We start from the raw sequence: 18,434 nt of genomic DNA, 5'->3' as shown, positions 1-18,434 counted from the left end.
GCGCCGCGGGGGTTTTTTCTGGCCGGCTGGTGTTACTTCGCCGAGTTGACCATGTAGTCGACGGCGGCCTTCACGTCGGCGTCGGACGCGTTCGACCCGCCCTTCGGCGGCATCGCGCCCTTGCCGTGCAGCGCGTAGTTGTAGACCGTGTCCATCGAGTCCTTCAGGCGCGGCGCCCAGTCTTCCTTGCTGCCGAACTTCGGCGCGCCGAGCACGCCTGCTCCGTGGCAGGCCACGCAGGTCGACGAGTACAGTGCCTTGCCGGCGGTTGCGGCATCGGCGCTGGCCGGGGCGGCCGCCGGTTGTTCGCCGGCCTTCGGGATCGCGGCGATCGCGGCCTGCGCGGCGGCGATCTGTGCGCTCGCGGCGTCGGCCGGGCCCGATGCGCCTGCCGCGCCGCTGGCGGGCTGCGCCGCGTTGGCGGCCGGTGCTGCCGGTTCGGGGAAGTTCGCGCCGTCGTTGTTCGCCATGTAGACGATCGCACGGGCGATTTCATAGTCGCTGACGTCGTCGGGGCTCGTGCCGCCGCGCGGCGGCATCGCGCCCTTGCCGGCCAGCGCCGTCTTCAGCAGCGTGTCGAAGCCTTGCGAGATGCGCGGCGCCCAGTCGTCCTTGTTGCCGAATTTCGGCGCGCCGGCGGCGCCCGTGCCGTGGCAGGTCACGCAGACGGCCTTGTAGACTGCCTCGCCGGTCTTGTACGTGCGGGGCGCGTTGGCGTCCTTCACTTCGACCTGCGCGAGCGGGGCGATACGCGCGGCGACCTGCTCGTCGGATAGCGCGTCCGTGCCGGCGCCGGCGCGGAACGCATGGTTCGCATAATTGGCGAACAGGACGATCAGGATGATCGGAATCGCGAACGACGCGATGATGACGGCAATCAGCTGCCCGGGGGTTTTGACGGGAGATTCGTGGGGTGCTTCGCTCATGCTTGCCTCGTCTCCGTGAATAGGAATTGTGAGCGCGGTGCAACGGCAAAATGGCAGTCCAATGAAGCACGGACGATTATAGACGGAACGTTTACATCACGGCGAGCGGCGCGATGGCGCGTGTTTACCCGCACGCAGCGCGGTGCGGCGGGGATTCGTCGGGCAAGGTGGACGCGTCATGGGAAACCGGGTATCCTTGCCGTCTTGCCAATCGTGGGCGGCCTGTATATTGGGGTCGTTTCACTGTCACACGCGCCCGTAGCTCAATGGATAGAGTACTGCCCTCCGAAGGCAGGGGTTGCTGGTTCGATCCCAGCCGGGCGCGCCAAAACATGCCTGTTCAGGCGCTCGGCGGTTGCGCCGTCTCATCCGCATCACCATTTCCCCGCTTGCAGTAATATTCCGGCCGGCTATCAGCATGGCGGTTTCCGATCGCGTGCATCCGACCGGGCGAAACCTTGCACCGATGTCGTTCGACGCACCCGAAGCCCGCCTGAAACGCCGATTGAACATGTCGACCGAAACGAGGAACAGCCGCCCGGAAACCGGCGCCGCGATCATCGCATGAGCAAGTCCCTCCCAGTCCGGATCATCAACGACCCGGACGGCGCGCCAGCCTTCGTCGTGATTCCGTACGCGGACTATGTCGCGCAGCGGTGCGCCGCACGCGACCTGATTCCGCACGAGCTCGTGACGCGCGTCGTGTTCGACGGAAGCTCGCCCGCGCGTGCGTGGCGCGAGCATCTCGGCCTGACGCGGGCCGAGGTCGCGCGGCGGATCGGCATCAGTCGCACGGACTACGCCAAACAGGAAAAGCGCGGGAAGCTGTGCAAGTCGATGCGCAAGAAGATCGCGGCCGCGCTCGACATCACGATCGCGCAGCTCGATTTCTGACTTTCCGACCCGCGGCGCAGCGCGGCGAGCGGCCCCGGATGCAGGTGGCCGGCACGCCGTCGCGCCGCCTCGCCGATGTGCGAGAATCCCGCGCAATGACAACTCCAAGCGTCGATCGCGGCGGCCGTCCGCGCATCGCGCCGACTCCCGATGGCTGCCATTCCGTCTACCTCGACCGCAGTCGATGCCCGCGCGCTGACCGATGCGCAGCACGCGCTGCTCGCGCGTCTGCACGCGTATTCTCCTGACGACCCGAACGCGCCGCTGCCGTACAGCCGGCGTCTTGCCGAAGCCGAAGGCTGGTCGCATGCGCACGCGCTGGCCGTGATCGACGAATACAAGCGCTTCGCGTTTCTCGCGCAGGCGGCCGGACACCCGGTCACGCCGTCGGTCGCGGTCGATGCCGCGTGGCATTTCCACCTGCAATACACGCTCGAATACTGGGACGTCTTCTGCGCCGGCGTGCTGCGCGCGCGGCTGCATCACATGCCCGGCACGGGCGCGCCGGACGAGGCCGCCGTGTACGCGCAGCGTTATCGCGACACGCTGGACAGCTATCGCCGGCTGTTCGGCTGCGAGCCGCCGGAGTCGATCTGGCCGCGGCCTGCCGGCCTGCGTGCCGCATCCGGATCGCTGCCCCCGGAACCGTCGGCCGCGAATGGGGCGGGGGACGCGAACTCGCCGGCCGCCGTGCCGGCGCGCAGGACCTGGCGCGACCGGCTGCCGAAACTCGCCTGGCCGGCTGCCGCCGCGAGCGTCGCGGCGACCTGCGCATCGGCGCAGGACTTCAACGTGCTGAACTACGCGGGGCCGCAGTTTCTCGCGTTCTATGTGCCGGCGTGCGTCGTCGCGTTGTTGTTGATCGTCGTGCTTCAGGCGATCGAGTTCCGCTGTCGACGCTGGGGCGGGCGTACGCGCAAGGCGTCGGCCGACCTGAGCACCGACGAAGTCGCCTATCTCACCGGCGGCGAGGCACGGGTCGCCCAGGTCGTGACGATGTCGCTCGCGCAGGCGGGCGCGGTCGACCTGTGGACCGCACCCGGGCAGGGTGGCTACGTGCAGATCGCCGACATGGAACGTGCGGGGCGCCATGACGACCACTGCGCGTGGCTCAAGGAGCAGCCGTCCAGCACCGTGAGCTACGACGTGTTTCGCAAGCGACTCGCCGGGTATGCGCAGGAGGTCATCGACGGAATGCGCGCGCAAGGCTGGCTGTGGGCACCCGGCGAGATGCGCGCGTCGCGCCTGGCCGCGCGTGCGATCGTACTGATCGTACTGGGCATGGGGGCTGCGAAACTCGCGATCGGCCTGAGCCGCGGGCGGCCCGTGTTGCTGCTCGCGGTCTGCATGGTGGTGTTCGCGGTCGCGTACCGGATCGTCGTGCGGCGACTGACCGGTTTCGGGCGCGGTGGGGCGACGGCTGCCGGGCGGGCCGCGCTGCTTGCGCGCCGGATCGCGCACGATCCGCGCGCCGCGCGAAATTCGCAGCGCCCGCAACCCTTGCAACCCGATGCGCACGCAGCACAGCAGACGCAGCAGACGCAGGGCCGCGAACGCGACGACCCGGACCCGTTGCTGTGGACTGCCGCGCTGTTCGGTGCGGGTGCGCTGGCCGGCACCGCTTGGTCGGTGTATTCGCAAACCGTGCAGACCGCGTCGCGGATGTCGTCGCTCGCCGCGCTGAAAGCTGGCAGCGGTAGTTCGTTCGATGCATCGGACAGCAGTTGCTCGTCGTCGAGCTGCAGTTCGTCGAGTTCGTGCAGTTCCAGCTCGTGCAGTTCGAGTAGTTGCGGCGGGTGTTCGTCGAGTAATTGAGCGCGGGGGAGTGAGCGGCGCACACCGTTGGTGAAGGCGGCGGCAGCACATCGCCACGGCGGCCGGCTCCGGTGACGGAACGTGCTGGCCGGATCGAAGCGGCGACTCTGCCGACGTGTGAGCATCACGAAGGAAAACCGGGCGTCAACGCCCGAGCGCCGAATGATGCACGCACCCGTCATCGGCCGGCGACGGCAATTCCACGCCCACGCGCGGCGCATCCGGGCCGCGGACGCGAGACCTCACCAGCCCCTATCTCCGGAACAGAAGCCAGAACGCCGTTCTTATTCGTTGTCGGTTGCCGTCGCCGGCTTTCTATACTGCATCGTCCATGTTTGCGGCCGATGCGCCGCGACCTTTCCCACCGCCGTATCGAGCGGCCCGGCATCGAGCCGCCGCAGCGGCACACTTGCGACCGCGAATGAACGTTACGACCTCCGACGATTGTATTGGCGTGCTGCCTGACCATCCGTGGGCGAAGCATTTCATCGTACTGGGCTACCGGGATGGTGCCTTGTCGACGATTCCGAACAATTTTTTCCGCGACTGGCTCGATGAAGAGGCGCAGGTCGGTACTTTTCATATCGGCCGTTGCTCCGGGCTCGGTGTGGGCTCACTCGTGAAGTACGACCAGGGCCATCAGAAACTCATGATCGGCAAGAATGTGTCCGGCGGAATGCGTCTGCGATTCCTGTTGAACGGTCAGCACGAGATGCGCACCATTTCCACGAGCATGTTCAGCATCTACGGTAACGGCCTCACCAATCCGCCGATGCCGCAATACGCGGACACCGTGATCCACAACGACGTCTGGATCGGCGACGAAGCGCTGTTTCTCGGTGGCAGTCAGATCGAGAGCGGATGCGTGATCGGCGCGCGGGCCGTCATCCCGCCCAATTTCCGCACCGAGGCGTACGGCATCTATGCCGGCTCGCCGGCCCGTCTGGTGCGCTTCCGTTTCACGGAAAAAGTGCGCGAACGACTGCTGCAGCTCGCGTGGTGGGACATGCCGCTCGACTGGATCAAGCAGAACAACGATGCATTTCTGGTCGATCTCACCGCCGACGAAGGGCGTGCACTCGACACGCTCGCGGCGCTCCAGGAAGCCAGGGACCGGGCCGTCAGCCAGCCGGGCCAACCGGCCGCCGTGCCGGCGTCCGTCTGAACGTCCGTTCGCGCCGCGCGCCGTGCGGCGCCGCATGACATGACCCCTGCTTCCGACGAATCCGCGCTGGTTCAACACGCCGCAACCCGGTGCCAGAACGGACAGTTCGCCGACGCGCTGTCGCTCGTCGCGCCCCTGCTCGGCCGGCCGGCGCCGGCAGTCGCGGCGCTGCACATCGCGGCCGTCTGCGCGCTCGGCCTGAACCGGCTGGCCGACGCGGAAGCATGGTGGCGGCGCGCGATCGACGCGATGCCGGCGTTCGAGCCGGCCTGCGACGGCCTCGGCGCGCTGCTCGTGTCGCAAGGGCGCCTGGCCGATGCCGAGGCGCTCCTGCGCCGGCAGCTCGCGTCCGTCACGCCGTTGCGGGCGTCGCACCATCACCGGTTCGGCAAGGTGCTCGAAGCGCTCGGCCGGCTCGATGAAGCCGAGCAGGCATTCGGGCAGGCGCTGCTGATCGAGCCGCAGTCGGCCGACGTGCTGACCGATCTCGGCAACCTGTTGCGTGTGCTCGGCCGCCAGGCCGAAGCGGAACTCGCCTACCGGCTCGCGATTACCGTGCGCACGGACTCCGTGCTCGCGCACGCCAATCTCGGCGCGATCCTCGTCGACATGCAGCGGCTGCCGGAAGCGGAAGCCGCCAGCCGCCAGGCGCTCGTGCTGTGCCCGGATCACCCGGAGGCGCACTACAACCTCGGCGTCGCGCTGCAGAACCTCGATCGCCTGCCGGAAGCCGAAGCGGCCTATCGCGACGCGATACGTTGCCGTCCCGACCTGCCGCAGCCGCACAACAATCTCGGCTGCGTCCTGCGCGCGCAGGGTCGTCACGACGAAGCGATGGCCGTGTTCGCCGAGGCGCTGTCGCTCGCTCCGGACATGGCCGAAGTGCATTACAACCTCGGCACCACGTTCGCGCATGCCGGCCGCCACGACGACGCCGAACGCGCGTACCGCCGCGCGCTAGAACTGCGTGCGGACTATGGCGATGCGCGTTTCGGCCTGGCGACGCTGTTGCTCGGCCTGGGCCGGTTCGAAGAAGGCTGGCGGCGCTACGAATCGCGCTACGAACACGCGGCGTTCGTGCACCGCCGGACCCGCGAGGTGCTGCGGTGCGCGCAGTGGCAGGGCGAGCCGCTCGCCGGCAAGACGCTGCTCGTCTGGCAGGAAGACGGCCTGGGCGACATGCTGCAGTTCAGCCGCTATTTCGCGGAATTTCGTGCGCGGCACGCGGCACGCGTGGTGTTCGCGTGCCAGCCCGCGCTGCATCGGCTGATGGCGACGGTCGACGGCGTCGACGCGGTGCTCGATCACGAGACGGCGACGGCGCAAGCCGCGCAGTTCGATTACTGGACGAGTTTGCTGAGCACGCCGATGCACATGGGCACGACACTCGACACGATCCCGCCTCCGGTACGGCTCGCGCCCGATCCGGCCAGCGTCGCGCGCTGGCGCGCATGCCTCGATGTATTGCCGGCCGGCCCGCGCGTCGGCCTCGTGTGGAAAGGCAACCCGAAGCATCACAACGACGCGCACCGCTCGCTGCCGTCGCTTGCGTTGCTGACGCCGCTTTGGAGCGTGCCGGGGGTGAATTTCGTGAGTCTGCAGAAAGGGCAGGGCGAGGACGAGGCGCGTCAGCCGCCGGGCGGCCTGCCGTTGCTGCATCTGGGCTCGGAGATCGACGATTTCGCGGATACGGCCGCGATCGTCGCGCAACTCGATCTCGTGGTGTGCGTCGACACGTCCACCGCGCATCTGGCCGCGTCGCTCGGCAAGCCTTGCTGGGTGCTGCTGCCGAATCAGGACGTGGACTGGCGCTGGATGCACGGCCGCGACGATTCGCCGTGGTATCCGGGCACGGTGCGGCTGTTCCGGCGCGGGCGCGACGAGAGCTGGATCCGGTTGGCAGAGCGCTTGCGGGCGGCGTTTGCCGCGCATTTTGCAGCGGGTCGCGTGACGGCGGACGAGACGGCGCAGGTCGTCTGACACGATGACCGGAACGATCGATGGATCACCCGGTCCATCGCCGGACACGAGCAGCCTGCGTGTGCATAAATACAAAACGCCCGATGCGGTGCATCGGGCGCAATGGTGACCGACAACGGTCGATTCATGTCACGACTCGACAGGTTGAGTCATCCCGCGCAGGTAACACGAGGAACAGGATGCAATCCTGCTCGGTTCGTGCAAACGGCGCTCAGTTCGTGGGTTGAAACAACAACGCAGCTTGTCCCGTGTTGTCGAGGCAGTAGTCGTCGCTCACATAGGCGAAGACATTCGTGCCGCTACCGGCCATCTCGATGACGGTTGGACGCGCCGTGACTGCACCGCCCCACCGAATGCTGCCGAAGCCACCCTGGATGATCGCAGTGTCGATGTTGCAGCCATGCTCCAGCGCGCCGCCGCCGCAGCTCATCGAATTCGCGATAAGCGAAACGGTATATCGGCCCGGCGCGAGTGCGAGCTTGACCGGCGTGCCGCCGGACACCGTTCCGACATAGCTGGAAAGACAGTTGGCTCTCGCGTCGATCACGACGCTCGTCGCCGCGTCGCACATCAAGGGGACCATGGCCGCAAGTGCCGCAGTGATCAGTTTATTGCGCATCAGTTGAGTTCTCTCAGTGTTTGTTGATTGATATGTGCCCGGTGCTGCCGCAAACGCGTTGGGGTACCCCTGCGTGCATCGTGCATTGAGACGAAGACACGACGGGCAGGGTGAACCGGAGGCATATGTTCCGGGCGAGGACGGGCGGAAGCGGACGTGGAGCCGCTTCGTTCCTCGCAGCGCGCCGCGTTCCATTACGCAAGACCCGGCGTAATACGCAGGCCGTCGTGATTTACGAATGCCCGCTTTTTGCGTGACGCCTTCCTTGCGCTCACTTTAACGGCAGGTCTGATGCCGAATTTAGGCTGTGTTCGCATCTTGATCTACGACCTGAACACGCGGGTAACGGATCCGCCCGATCGGCCCCGGTTCGCGAGCTCCGGGCCGATCGATTCGATCCATCGCATTCCGGACGTGTCGGTCGAGTCGACGGCATGTCATGTGGCGATCGGGGGCTGTCGCGCGCAGCGGGGCGCGTTGACCCGAGCTCACTGGCCGCCCACTCGCGCGAACAGCACGAATTGCCCGGGTTTGCCGAATCTGTTCAACGTTTTGAATCGACAGCGCGTCGCTAGAATCAACGCGTTTTCGGGGCGAGGTCCGATCGGCAGCGGCGGGCACGCGTTCCCGTCAAGCATGAAATCGACCAAGGCCGCCATGAATAACTGGAAGTTCGTCCCCGTTGAAAGTCTCGTGAGCGAGGAAGCGTTGACCCGCGCGCAAGCGTTCGATCTCGATCGGCACGTCGTCGAGACGACGGTGCGCGGGCTCACGTTCCGCTGGCTCGCGCCGAGCAAGCGACTACTCTGGATGGCGGCTGGGCTCGAGTACATCGAACCGGAACTGCTGGACTGGATCGACCGGCTGCCGCCCGGATCCGTCTACTACGATTTCGGCGCGAGCAACGGAATCTTCGCGTTGTATGCGGCAAAGCGCGGCCTGAAGGTGATCGCGATCGAGCCCGATCCGTCGAACTACTTCCTGCTGTCGTGGAACGCGTACCTCAACGCACAGGACGGCCTAGACCTCCAGGCGTTCAACGTCGCGGCGTCCGACCGGTTCGCGGTCGACCGGCTGTTCATCCGCAAGATGGAGCTTGGTGCGCACGAGAAGATCGTCGGCCAGCCGTCGCTCGTCTCGGGCGAAACGTTCGCACCGAACCACGTGCATGCGATCCAGATCGTCCATTTCGATCGCTGGCGCGAGCAGTTCGGCCTGCCGCAGGCCGAGTACGTCAAGATCGACGTCGACGGGCACGAGGTTCCGCTCATCGACGGTGCGGCACAGGGCCTGGGCGCGTGCAGGCAACTGCTGATCGAGATCGAGGACGCGAAGATGGACCTGCTCACCCACCGTCTCGGCGAGTTCGGTCTGACGATCGCAAGCAAGCACCCGGTGCAGAACTACGCGGGATTGTGGAACTGCATCTTCGTACGCTGATCGCCGAGGCCCGCGGCAACGCGGGCCTCGCTCAGAATCCCGACAGGTAAACCTGCCGGTCGACGGCGGTTCGGTACGCGCTGACGAACCCGCGGCGGCTCCATTGATCGCACGAGAAATCGTCGAAGCGGCATGACAGCGACAGCTTCCAGTCGGTGACTTCGCTGGTGAGCGTCCGATGCACGAGATAGGGCGACATGAAGAGTACATGCCCTGCGTCGATCTCCAGGTCGCAGGCCCCGTCGATTGCCTGGTCATCGAGCACGTAGCCGCGGTCGGTCTGCTTGCCCGGCCACAGGCCACGCAGATGGCTGCCCGGGACGATGCTGAGCCCGGGTGCCCCTTTGCGAACGTCGGCGATCGACGTCCATGCGATCACCGCGCGAGAGGACGTCCCCATGCTCGGCCAGTCTTGGTGATACGGTAGCCCGTAGTTGTTTCCGATGCGATCGTTTGCCGTGTAGTGGGTGACGATCGGGCCCGTCTGCACCGGCATTGCGATGCCGAGGTGGCGGTCGAGCGCGGCCGTCAGGTCGGGTGAGCAGAAGAAGCGCTTCACGTCGAGGTCTTCGGCGAGCAGCTTGATGATGTTGCGGTTGCGCGTCGTGTCGTCTCCGAAGCGGGGAATGAAATGCCGCTCGAACTTCGCGCGCACATCCTTGATCAGCGATTGCAACGCATCGTTTGCGACGATCGCGTAACCGAGTTCCCGAAAATCTCCTGCGATCACGTTCATGTCGCGTCACCCTGAATTCCATTGGTGGCCCGTGCCTGGGCGTAGCCGAACCCGCTCGCGCCGAAGCCGTCGCCGTTGTAGAACATGTAAAGGCGATCGCCGACCTGTACGACTTCCGGGTACGCAACCATGAACGCATCCCAGCCGCCGGGCGACACATCGAGTCCGGCATCGTCGTCACGCCGACGCCAGACGATGCCATCGGTCGATTCGGCATAGCCGAGCCGGTAGCTGACCGACGAGCGCTCGCGGTAGCCGTCGTGGCTGCGCTTGCAGAACCACATCCGGTAAAGGCTGCCGTCGAAATGCACCGACGCGCGCGCCAGCCCGCCTTCGTGGTCATCGAGGTAGTCGATCGCGACGCGGCCGCCGCGCGCCCAGTGAATGCCATCGCGCGATTCCGCGTACTTCAGGTGGTAGCGTGCCTCGGGCTTGCCGCCGACCAGGGTCCAGCCGGTGCACGACAGATACCAGTTGCGCCAGATTCCGTTCTCGATACGCACGCAGGTCGTGCCGCAAAAATACGGCTCGTCGGCCGTACGGTCCATCACTGGCCCGTCGAACAGGCGCCGGTAATGGCGGCCGCCGTCCTCGCTGATCGCGAGGCCCACTGCGTTGTGATACGGAATCGTGTTGCGCACGTTCCAGCCGATGTAATACAGGTAGCGAACGCCGCCGTGCTCGACGACCGACGACGGCATCGTGCCGCAATCGTCGAATGTGCCGAGCACGCCCGGGGGCAGGACCGGATCCGGATCGATGGCGATGATGTCGTCCGGTGCGCTCGCGCGGACGGCCATGCTTGCGATCGCGCTGCGGTTGCCTGCGTCGCGGCTGCTGAACAGCAGTTGCAGCGTATCGCCGTTGACGCCGGCGACCGTCGGAATCTGCGCGTGCGATCTTGCCCATGGCAGTCGTGCGTCGGGCGCATAGATCAGCCCCTGCTTGTCCCACTGTATGCCTGCCACGGGTGCCCCTAGATCTTCAGGTCGGTGCTGGCCATCGCGAGCTTGACCGCCGGGTTGCCCTTGTACACCGACCATGGCTCGGTCGATTTCGTGATCGCGGCGGCCATCGTGACGAACGTACCTTCGCCGATCGTCACGCCGTCACGCAGCGTGGCGTTTACGCCCACGAAGCTGTACGCGCCGATATCACAATGGCCGGACATGACGACATGTGACGTCATCGTCACGTGGTCGCCGACCCGCCCGTGATGCCCGATGTGGTTGCCGCTCCACAGGACGACGTTGTTGCCGATGGTCGTGAACGGTTGCAGCGTGTTGTCTTCGAGGATGAAGCAGTTCTCGCCGATCGTGTTGTGGCACACGGTCGCGCGTGAACTGACATAGCTGATCAGCGGATAGCCGCACGCCTTGAGCTCGTTGAAGATCTTCTCGCGCTCGCGGTTCATCCGCTTCGGCGACATCGGCGCGAAGAAGCTGAAGTCGCCGGGCGGATGGGATTCGACGACGTCTTCGAACGCAACCACGGGCAGGCCCTTGAACGTGCCGCTTTCCGGCAGATACTGGCGGTTGACGCAGAACGCGGCGACCGTGTGTGGCGAATCGTGTTCGAGGTAGTAGTGCGCAAGTTCCGCGTAGTCCTGCAGACCGAACAGAATGACGTTTGCCATCAGTTGTGCTCCCTGTACACGTACGTCGTGTACTCGTAAAGCCCGTAGTCGTGCCGCAACACGTAGTGGCGCGACAGCTCGCGTGACAGGAAGTGCGTCAGCTGCGTGACCGGCACGTGGAACAGGTCGTCGCGCTCCCAGTCGACTTCCTTCGACATCACGTTGAACGCGATGCCCTTGCGCGCCTTCGGAAACACGACGCGCAACACGCGCGAGAAATAGTCGAACATCTCGTCGTAGCCGAGTTCGCGCTTTTCGGTGAAGACGCCATTCATCACGATGTAGTCGTATTCGCCGAGCCGGTCGGGCTCCGCGAGCACGTCGACACACTGGTAGTCGTTGCCCGGGAACTTGCGTCGGGACAGGTCGCAGAACGCCTGGGATGCGTCGAGCCCGGCATAGCTCAGCCCGTCGATGCCGCGATCCAGCATGTACTGGTACAGATGCGACGCCCCGCAGCCGAAATCGAGCAGCGTGGCGGGCGCCGGGCCGGGCCTCACGAGGTCGAGCATCACACGATATCGCGTGGCGGCGTCTTCGGCGTTGGGCCAGTCGACGCCGCGATGCGTATCGCCGTGACGCTCGAGGCACGCCTCGTAGTGACGGATGAGCGTGGCGTGGAGATCGTCTTTCATGACAGGGTGGCGCCGGCAAGCAGATGGTCAATCGATGTGTCGTCGTTGCACATCAGCACGTCGATGATCGACAACGCGGGAACGAATGCGCCGCGAACGGGCGTATAGGGCTCGAGGCCCGGTGTCAGGAACTTCAGCTGCAGGCCGGCGGCGGCGAATGCGTGCGGGTCATACAGCTCTTGCCCGCCGGCCGGGTTCACGTAGATGTTCGCGTGCTCTTGTCGGCCGATGTCGATGATGCGTGCCTGGGCCTTCAGATCCGCATTTTCGTAGCGTCGCGACGTCGCGACGATCTTCGTGTCGAGACGCAGGTAGTCGCGCAGTGCGATCAGCCCGTGCAGCAGGTAGTCGGCGAGGTTGGACGCATCGTGCATCACGATACGTTCGACGAGCGGGAATACGCGCGCGAACTGCGGCGAGCGCGCGTAGCTCTGATGGATCGTGCGCAGGATCCGGGGTCGCCATGTCGCGTCGTCCGCGACGTCGATGTCGCAGATCCGCCGGTTCTGGCTCGCCTGCCTGAGCGGCATGGTGATCATGTGCGGCGCGCCGTTGACGTTGATGCGGTTGCGATTGATCCAGCCGCGGTTGATGAAGTTCACGTCGTCGAACACGACGAACGTGTCGACGCTGGCCATCAACTGGAAATAGCCGACGTACGGAAAGAAGTACGGCTGCATGACGGCCAGGCGGCATTCAGCTTGCATGCTGCCTCAGGCCGGCCTCGGTCAGCACGATGTCGATGATGCGGTCCTGGTCGCGTGCGGTGAGCGCCGGGTAGATCGGCAGGCACAGCACCTGATGCGAGATGTCGCTGGCGACGGGCAGGTTCGAGCGCGCTGCGGACGGCAGGCCGCGATAGGTCGGAAACTCGCTGATCAGCGGGTAGAAATACCGGCGCGCCGCAACGTTTTGCGCGCGCAGCGCATCGTAGACCGCGTCGCGCGTCACCGGGAAGTCGCGGGTGATGCGCACCGGGAAATACGAGTGGTTGCGGGTGCTGTGCTCAGGAACCGGGGGGAGCAGCAGGCCCGGCACGTTCTGCAAGGCTACCCGATAGCGCTCGTCCACGCGTGCGCGGCCGGCCGCGATCCGGTCCATGTGTTCGAGCTGCAGCAGGCCGAACGCCGCCTGTACTTCGTTCATCTTGCCATTGATGCCGGGGCCGATCACCGTCACTTCGTCGACGAAGCCGAAGTTCTTCAGATGGTCGATGCGGCGCTTCGTCTTCGCGTCGCGGCAGATGAGCGCGCCGCCCTCGAACGTGTTGAAGATCTTGGTGCCGTGAAAACTGAGCACGGACATATCGCCGAATTCGAGTACCGAGCGGCCGTGGTGGCGCACGCCGAACGCGTGTGCGGCGTCGTAGAGCACACGCAGGCCGTAGGTGTCGGCGATCCGCTCGATCGCACCGACGTCGCACGGGTAGCCGTAGACATGTACGGGCAGGATCGCGGTCGTCTGCGGCGTGATCGCCGCTTCGATGCGTGCGGGATCGAGGTTCATCGTCACCGGATCGATATCGACGAACACGGGCCGAATGCCGTTCCAGTGCAGCGCATGCGTGGTGGCGACGAAGCTGAACGGCGTCGTGATGACTTCGCCGGTGATCTTCATCGCCTGCAACGCGGTGATCAGCGCGAGCGTCGCGTTGGAAAACAGCGAAATGTGCTCGACGCCCAGGAATTCGCAGAGTGATCGTTCGAGCTCCGCATGGAAGCGGCCGCCGTTGGTGACGACCTTGCTCTCCCAGATCTGGTTCAGATACGGGAGAAACTCGTCCAGCGGAGGCATGTAGGGCTGTGTGACGGGTATGAGCTTGTCCATGATCCTGTCCCGAGGTCGTACGTTTCGAGCGCCAATGCGCACACTGGTGATCGTGAGAGCACTCTAGCGGGCGCGATGCCCGCACGATCGATCGAGCAGGGGGCGGTTTGCGAGTCAATTCGTGGAAATGCCGCGATTTGCTCGCCGGGCCGGCTGTGACGCACGAAGCTGGCCCCTGCCGGTTAGCCGGCCGTCTGTTCCGCCAGCGCCGAGGTCGACTGGTCCGGCGGGACCGCATCGAACGAGACCGGAGCCTCGCCTGCGCACCAGCGGCGCCACATCATCCGCAACGCGACCGACAGCCCCTGCGCGACGACGTCCGGATGGAACGGCGCCGACGCGAGGCAGCGCTCGCGCAGGCCGCTGCGCACCGTTTGCAGCGTGTCGAGATCGTCGGCGAGCGCGATGGCCTTGCGGACGAATTCATCCTTGTCGTGCGCGATGAAGGCCTCGAGATCGACCCGCTTGAGCCAGCTGGCGGAACCGCGTGTCGGGATCGACATCCCGGCCAGCGTTACGGTCGGCACGCCCATCCATAGTGCGTTGAGCGTCGTCGTTGAGCCGGCGTACGGGAACGTGTCGAGGCAGATGTCGACGCGGTGATGCTGCTGCAGGTAGACGGGGATGGTCGCGCGCGGCTGGAACGTCAGGCGCGCGGGATCGATGCCTTCGGCCGCGAACCAGCCGGCGATCGTGTCGCGGTCGCGATCCTGCTCGATCGCGCCGATCACCATCTTCGAGTCGGGCTTCGCGCGCAGCACCGCGGCCCACAGCGCGATCACATCCTCGCGCAGCTTGTTGAGCCGGTTGAAGCTGCCATACGTAACGTAGCCATTGTGCAACGCAGGCAAGCCGTTGACGGGCGGGCAATTCACCGGCGGCGCGTACGGTGCGAGCGCGGGCATGCGCACGATCTTCTCGACGAACTGGTCGTCCAACTCGCCGGCCGGCGTGACGATGCTGTCGCTCAGGTAGTAGTCGATCGTGCTCATGCCGGTCGTGCCCGGGTAGCCGATCCATGATGCCTGTAGCGGCGCGGGTTTGCGTGCGAGCGTGACCAGGCGGTTGCGGCCCGTGTGGCCGGAGAGATCGATCAGGATGTCGATGCGATCGTTACGGATCTGCTCGGCAAGCGCGGCGTCGCCCAGCATCGTTACGGTTTGCCACGTGGCGGCATGCGCGCGCAGCTTGGCGGTGATGTGATCTTCGATCACGTAGTTGTAGTAGAAGTGCAGCGACAGATTCGGATCGCGGCTCAGGTATTCGACGACGGGAAGCAGATAATGGGCGACCGCGTGGTTCAATAGGTCGCCGGACACGAAGCCGATCCGCAGTGGGCGTTCGGGATCGCGCGAATTCGCATATTTTTTCGGGAGTGCGTGTCGTTCGTGCCATTTGCCGAACGCGCGATGTTCCTTGAGCAGCATCTCCGGCGAGTTGGTGTCGTCGTGAATCAGGCTGAACAGCAGTGAGCTGTGCGACACGCAGTCGTTCGGATCGATTTCGATAGCGCGACGCAGCCACGGAGCGGCTTCCTGCGCGGCGCCCTGGTCCAGCAGTACGAACCCGAGTGCTCCATTGGCTGATGCCGCATGCGGTGCCAGTTCCACGGCGCGTCGGCAGGCCGCGACGGCTTCCTGCTGGCGCCGCAGCCCGTGCAGCGCGATGCCGAGCACGCGGTGCGCCTCCATATTCGTCGGTTGGGTGGCAATGATCGCACGGCACTGGATTTCTGCTTCCTGGAGCCGGGTCATGAGCCGCAGTGTATCCGCGAGCAATGTCCGTAGCAGGAGGTCGCCGGGCAGGCTTTCGAGTGCGCGATAGGCGATATCGATCATCTCGGCGTATTGTCGGTCCCGGTACAACGAGACCGCGAGGGCGCGCAGGCTCGCACCGTCGCCAGGATAGTCGGCGACGAGCTGGCGAGCGAGCGAGAGTGCTTCCGCCGAACGCTTCTTGTCGAAGAGGCCAGCGTGCTTCTGCAGCTTGTTGAGCGGCGCCTTGCGCACCGGCTTGGCGGGTGCGTCCCCGTTTGTGCCTTTATCGACTTGGGGCTGAGGTTGAGGCTGGGGCTGGGGCTGGGACGAAATATTCAGGCTGATGCTGCCAGTGATATCTGGGCCGTCCTGGCTCGCGGCGGGCGCCGTCGGGAACGTCACGGTGGGCGTGGCCATTTGCGAGATCAGGCCGTCCAGTGCGGGGCCGTGTACGCCGCGTTGCTGAGCCATTTCGACGGCAACCCATGCAGCGGGCATCTGGTTCGCGCGGTACAGCGCGTTGATGTAGCCGACCCAGCATTGGCCGTTGCCCGGATTGGCGCCGAGCGCAGTCTCGAAGTAAGGAATCGATTCGGTCGCGCGGCCGGCGTCGACCAGCAGCACCGCGAGGTTGTAGTTCGCTTCCGCGTGTGCGGGTATGGCATCGAGTATGGCTTCGTACAGTGCTTTCGCATCGTCGAAGGCGCCGTCGTGATGGCGCGCGATGGCATTTTGCATGACGAGCGCGATATCTTGCTCGAACTGCTGCTCCGGGCTGAGCGTGGCGCGATCGGACGAGTCGAGTGGAAGCATGGCGGGAGGCGCGGTTATTCGATGTGCGCCATTATCGGCAACGGGCGATCACGCTGAACGCGCGAGGTGGTGCCAAAAGCGCGGTCAATTCCGCCGATTGGGCAAGCGCGGCGCGGTTGGGCGACGGCGCGCCGGATGGGCAAAAAAACGCCCGCACGAGGCGGGCGGAGGCGAACGAGCACGCCCTCACATCAGCGCGTAGTTCTTGTTGTCAGGTTGGTGTGCCGCCAGTGATGCGGCGCCAGGCGCGCGTCAGCGGCTCGCGATGCTCTGGTACTGGCCGACGGCCTGCACGCGGCCCATCGCCGCCTGGTATTCGTTGGTCAGCTCCTGCTGCGCGCGTTGCGCGTCGGCGAAGATGCGCGCGTTGCTGGCCTGAATCCGGCGGATCGCGGCGATGCCGGCCGGCGGCTGATCGGCCGCGAGCGACGCAACGAGCGGCTCGCGCAGGTCGACGAGGCGCGCCGCCTCGATCCAGTCGGCCATCGCGGCCGCATGTTCGATCGCGTCGGTGAGCGCGTCGAGCTGGGCGATCAGTTCGGTCTGTTCCATCGTGGCTCTCCTGTCCGGCCGGCGGTCAGCTCTTGTTGCTCGACAGCGCGCCGGCACTGTTCGTGCCGCCGAACAGCTGCGTCAGGTACTGCGAGTTGCTGTTCATCGTCGCCATCAGCGTGTTGAGCGCGGTGAATTGCGCCTGGTACTGGCTGGTCAGCTGCGCGACGTAGTTCGACAGGTTGGTCTGCTGCGTGGCGACGCTTTTCAGGTCGTTGTTGAGCGCGGTCGTGCGTGCGGCGATCAGCCCGCCCGTCTGCGTGTAGTTCGTGATGTCCTTCGTCAGCTGCTGGCCGATCCCGTTCGTCGAGTTGAACAGCGACGCGACGCCGGTCGGGTTGTTCTGCAGTGCGGAGTTGAGCGCGGTGCTGTCGACCTGCAGCGTGCCGTCGGCCTGCAGCGTGACGCCGATCGACGCGAGGTTGACCGTCGAGCCGTTGCTGCTCACGCCGCCCGCGACGACCGACGCGAGTGCGTTGCGGATCGTGTTCAGCGTCGAGTCGCCGAGCAGCGGGCCTTGCGACGACGCGCCGGCCGTGAAGCTCGACAGCGAGCCCATCGTCGTGACGAGCGTGTTGTAGAGCGTCACGAAGTTGTTGATCGCCGACGCTTGCGTCTTCGTGTCGGTGGCGACCGTCAGCGTCTGCGGCTGCGTGCCGCTGACGGCGGCCGAGGTCAGGTTCAGCGTGACGCCGGTGATCGCGCCCGTCACGGTGTTGCTCGCGCTCGTCGCGGCGATGCCGTTGATCGTGAAGGCGGCGTCCTGCGCGGCGGTGCTTTGCTTCCAGGCGGCGCTGCTGTTGGCGGACGCAATGGACGACTGGCCGCCCGTCGTGCTGGCCGTCGACGTGACGCCGAGGCTGGAGAGGCCGTTGTCGCCGGTCACGTTGCTGACCGTGACGCTGATCGCATTCGCCGCACCGGTCGGCGTCGAGCTGAGCACGAGGTGCGCGCCATCGCTGCCGTTGACGACGGACGCGACGATGCCCGGGTTGCCGGTCGTGGTGTTGATCGCGGCGGCGATGCCGGACAGCGTGTTGTTGCTGCTGCCCACGTTGACCGTGAACGACTGGCTGCCGAGCGACAGCGTCATCGTGCCGGTGCCGAGCGCCGTCGACGCACCGAACGCGGCGGACGACAGCGACTGCGACGTCGCGATCTGCGTGACGCCGATCGAATAGCTGCCGGCGACGGCGCCGGCGCCCGCGGTCGCGGTCAGGCCGGTGCCGCTCGCGGTGGCGGTGAAGGTGTTTTGCAGCGAGCCGTTCGACAGTGTCGTGACGCCGGCCTGGAGTGCGCTCAGCGCGGCCGAAAGGGCGCCGTACGCGGAAATCTGGGTGTTGTCGCTGGCCTGCTGCGCGCTGAGCGCGGCGGTCTGGCCGGCGGTCTTCGCATTGACGAGTGCCGTCACGAGCGAGTTGACGTCCATCGACGAGTTGCCGGTCGATCCGCTGATGATCGATTGGGCGGCCTGTTGCAGCGCGCTGTTGGCCGAGCTGTTGGCGGCGGTGACGGCGGGATTGATCGTCGACATCGTAGTGCTCCGTGCGGCGGGTAGTCCGTGAAATTCTGGATAAGGACCTGGCGGCGGGGCAACGCCCCGCGCGCCAAGTGACGACGGCCGGGCCGCGCGTTACGC

The 18,434-nt window shown here is 65.8% G+C and carries 17 protein-coding genes and 1 tRNA gene; 7 read left to right on the top strand and 11 right to left on the bottom strand.

All coding sequences use genetic code 11. The features are described from left to right. Positions 1 to 32: 32 nt before the first annotated feature. Complete coding sequence (locus tag ACTJLD_RS23300) at positions 33 to 926, bottom strand: c-type cytochrome (protein WP_048025223.1); 894 nt, start codon at positions 924 to 926, stop codon at positions 33 to 35. A 252-nt stretch (positions 927 to 1,178) separates the two neighbouring features. Between ACTJLD_RS23300 and ACTJLD_RS23295 the strand changes: the two genes are divergently transcribed. The 6 genes from ACTJLD_RS23295 to ACTJLD_RS23270 all read left to right on the top strand — a co-directional run bounded on the left by ACTJLD_RS23295 (position 1,179) and on the right by ACTJLD_RS23270 (position 6,780). Further along, positions 1,179 to 1,254 (top strand) — tRNA-Arg (locus ACTJLD_RS23295). Next, a complete protein-coding gene (locus ACTJLD_RS23290; protein ID WP_440659758.1) occupies positions 1,225 to 1,494 on the top strand; it encodes a hypothetical protein in 270 nt (89 codons plus the stop codon). Before ACTJLD_RS23295 ends, ACTJLD_RS23290 begins: the two co-directional genes overlap by 30 nt. Beyond that, complete coding sequence (locus tag ACTJLD_RS23285; protein ID WP_440659757.1) at positions 1,491 to 1,820, top strand: helix-turn-helix domain-containing protein; 330 nt, start codon at positions 1,491 to 1,493, stop codon at positions 1,818 to 1,820. Before ACTJLD_RS23290 ends, ACTJLD_RS23285 begins: the two co-directional genes overlap by 4 nt. Before the next feature lie 150 nt (positions 1,821 to 1,970). After that, a complete protein-coding gene (locus ACTJLD_RS23280; RefSeq protein WP_440659756.1) occupies positions 1,971 to 3,635 on the top strand; it encodes a TIGR04222 domain-containing membrane protein in 1,665 nt (554 codons plus the stop codon). Between the two features lie 421 nt (positions 3,636 to 4,056). Next, positions 4,057 to 4,800: an acetyltransferase gene (locus ACTJLD_RS23275; RefSeq protein ID WP_060084462.1), complete on the top strand. Its 744-nt coding sequence runs from the start codon at positions 4,057 to 4,059 to the stop codon at positions 4,798 to 4,800. 39 nt (positions 4,801 to 4,839) lie between these two features. Continuing rightward, entirely contained in the window at positions 4,840 to 6,780 is a 1,941-nt protein-coding gene (locus ACTJLD_RS23270; protein ID WP_440659755.1) for a tetratricopeptide repeat protein, read from the top strand. A 211-nt stretch (positions 6,781 to 6,991) separates the two neighbouring features. Here ACTJLD_RS23270 and ACTJLD_RS23265 read toward each other — a convergent pair whose 3' ends face one another. After that, entirely contained in the window at positions 6,992 to 7,399 is a 408-nt protein-coding gene (locus tag ACTJLD_RS23265; protein ID WP_059667700.1) for a hypothetical protein, read from the bottom strand. A gap of 657 nt (positions 7,400 to 8,056) precedes the next feature. Here ACTJLD_RS23265 and ACTJLD_RS23260 point away from each other — a divergent pair. After that, the gene (locus ACTJLD_RS23260) at positions 8,057 to 8,839 is read left to right on the top strand and encodes an FkbM family methyltransferase (RefSeq protein ID WP_301827153.1); all 783 of its coding nucleotides are present in this window, start codon (positions 8,057 to 8,059) and stop codon (positions 8,837 to 8,839) included. A gap of 31 nt (positions 8,840 to 8,870) precedes the next feature. On the opposite strand, the gene ACTJLD_RS23255 is transcribed toward ACTJLD_RS23260, so the two are convergent. The 9 genes from ACTJLD_RS23255 to fliD all read right to left on the bottom strand — a co-directional run bounded on the left by ACTJLD_RS23255 (position 8,871) and on the right by fliD (position 18,329). After that, positions 8,871 to 9,575 carry a phytanoyl-CoA dioxygenase family protein gene (locus ACTJLD_RS23255; RefSeq protein ID WP_440659754.1) on the bottom strand — a complete coding sequence of 235 codons (705 nt, stop codon included), beginning with the start codon at positions 9,573 to 9,575 and terminating at the stop codon, positions 8,871 to 8,873. Then, the gene (locus tag ACTJLD_RS23250; RefSeq protein WP_440659753.1) at positions 9,572 to 10,543 is read right to left on the bottom strand and encodes a hypothetical protein; all 972 of its coding nucleotides are present in this window, start codon (positions 10,541 to 10,543) and stop codon (positions 9,572 to 9,574) included. The genes ACTJLD_RS23255 and ACTJLD_RS23250 overlap by 4 nt, the downstream gene beginning before the upstream one ends. An 8-nt stretch (positions 10,544 to 10,551) precedes the next feature. Then, the gene (locus ACTJLD_RS23245) at positions 10,552 to 11,211 is read right to left on the bottom strand and encodes an acetyltransferase (protein ID WP_060084467.1); all 660 of its coding nucleotides are present in this window, start codon (positions 11,209 to 11,211) and stop codon (positions 10,552 to 10,554) included. Then, positions 11,211 to 11,846, bottom strand: coding sequence for a class I SAM-dependent methyltransferase (locus tag ACTJLD_RS23240; protein WP_059667694.1), 636 nt, complete (start codon positions 11,844 to 11,846; stop codon positions 11,211 to 11,213). Before ACTJLD_RS23240 ends, ACTJLD_RS23245 begins: the two co-directional genes overlap by 1 nt. After that, positions 11,843 to 12,553, bottom strand: a complete 711-nt coding sequence (locus tag ACTJLD_RS23235; RefSeq protein WP_060084468.1) for a WbqC family protein — start codon at positions 12,551 to 12,553, stop codon at positions 11,843 to 11,845. Before ACTJLD_RS23235 ends, ACTJLD_RS23240 begins: the two co-directional genes overlap by 4 nt. Beyond that, entirely contained in the window at positions 12,543 to 13,709 is a 1,167-nt protein-coding gene (locus ACTJLD_RS23230) for a DegT/DnrJ/EryC1/StrS family aminotransferase (protein ID WP_408580772.1), read from the bottom strand. Before ACTJLD_RS23230 ends, ACTJLD_RS23235 begins: the two co-directional genes overlap by 11 nt. A gap of 146 nt (positions 13,710 to 13,855) precedes the next feature. Continuing rightward, positions 13,856 to 16,243, bottom strand: coding sequence for an O-linked N-acetylglucosamine transferase family protein (locus tag ACTJLD_RS23225; RefSeq protein ID WP_200059723.1), 2,388 nt, complete (start codon positions 16,241 to 16,243; stop codon positions 13,856 to 13,858). Positions 16,244 to 16,495: 252 nt separating this feature from the next. After that, the gene (locus ACTJLD_RS23220) at positions 16,496 to 16,795 is read right to left on the bottom strand and encodes a flagellar protein FliT (protein ID WP_027788658.1); all 300 of its coding nucleotides are present in this window, start codon (positions 16,793 to 16,795) and stop codon (positions 16,496 to 16,498) included. A 25-nt stretch (positions 16,796 to 16,820) separates the two neighbouring features. Continuing rightward, the gene (fliD, locus tag ACTJLD_RS23215) at positions 16,821 to 18,329 is read right to left on the bottom strand and encodes a flagellar filament capping protein FliD (RefSeq protein ID WP_176099653.1); all 1,509 of its coding nucleotides are present in this window, start codon (positions 18,327 to 18,329) and stop codon (positions 16,821 to 16,823) included. Between the last annotated feature and the right edge of the window lie 105 nt (positions 18,330 to 18,434).

The sequence above is a fragment of the Burkholderia sp. 22088 genome (assembly GCF_052045915.1).
In the GTDB taxonomy this organism is placed as follows: Bacteria; Pseudomonadota; Gammaproteobacteria; order Burkholderiales; family Burkholderiaceae; genus Burkholderia; species Burkholderia cepacia.
The sequence above is the reverse complement of the archived record's forward strand: the minus strand, read 5'-3'. Positions and strand labels throughout refer to the sequence as shown.

Coding starts and splice junctions, on each gene's coding strand:
- ACTJLD_RS23300 (WP_048025223.1), bottom strand. CDS start 926: ATGAGCGAAGCACCCCACGAATCTCCCGTCAAAACCCCCGGGCAGCTG.
- ACTJLD_RS23285 (WP_440659757.1), top strand. CDS start 1,491: ATGAGCAAGTCCCTCCCAGTCCGGATCATCAACGACCCGGACGGCGCG.
- ACTJLD_RS23280 (WP_440659756.1), top strand. CDS start 1,971: ATGGCTGCCATTCCGTCTACCTCGACCGCAGTCGATGCCCGCGCGCTG.
- ACTJLD_RS23275 (WP_060084462.1), top strand. CDS start 4,057: ATGAACGTTACGACCTCCGACGATTGTATTGGCGTGCTGCCTGACCAT.
- ACTJLD_RS23270 (WP_440659755.1), top strand. CDS start 4,840: ATGACCCCTGCTTCCGACGAATCCGCGCTGGTTCAACACGCCGCAACC.
- ACTJLD_RS23265 (WP_059667700.1), bottom strand. CDS start 7,399: ATGCGCAATAAACTGATCACTGCGGCACTTGCGGCCATGGTCCCCTTG.
- ACTJLD_RS23260 (WP_301827153.1), top strand. CDS start 8,057: ATGAATAACTGGAAGTTCGTCCCCGTTGAAAGTCTCGTGAGCGAGGAA.
- ACTJLD_RS23255 (WP_440659754.1), bottom strand. CDS start 9,575: ATGAACGTGATCGCAGGAGATTTTCGGGAACTCGGTTACGCGATCGTC.
- ACTJLD_RS23245 (WP_060084467.1), bottom strand. CDS start 11,211: ATGGCAAACGTCATTCTGTTCGGTCTGCAGGACTACGCGGAACTTGCG.
- ACTJLD_RS23240 (WP_059667694.1), bottom strand. CDS start 11,846: ATGAAAGACGATCTCCACGCCACGCTCATCCGTCACTACGAGGCGTGC.
- ACTJLD_RS23235 (WP_060084468.1), bottom strand. CDS start 12,553: ATGCAAGCTGAATGCCGCCTGGCCGTCATGCAGCCGTACTTCTTTCCG.
- ACTJLD_RS23225 (WP_200059723.1), bottom strand. CDS start 16,243: ATGCTTCCACTCGACTCGTCCGATCGCGCCACGCTCAGCCCGGAGCAG.
- ACTJLD_RS23220 (WP_027788658.1), bottom strand. CDS start 16,795: ATGGAACAGACCGAACTGATCGCCCAGCTCGACGCGCTCACCGACGCG.
- fliD (WP_176099653.1), bottom strand. CDS start 18,329: ATGTCGACGATCAATCCCGCCGTCACCGCCGCCAACAGCTCGGCCAAC.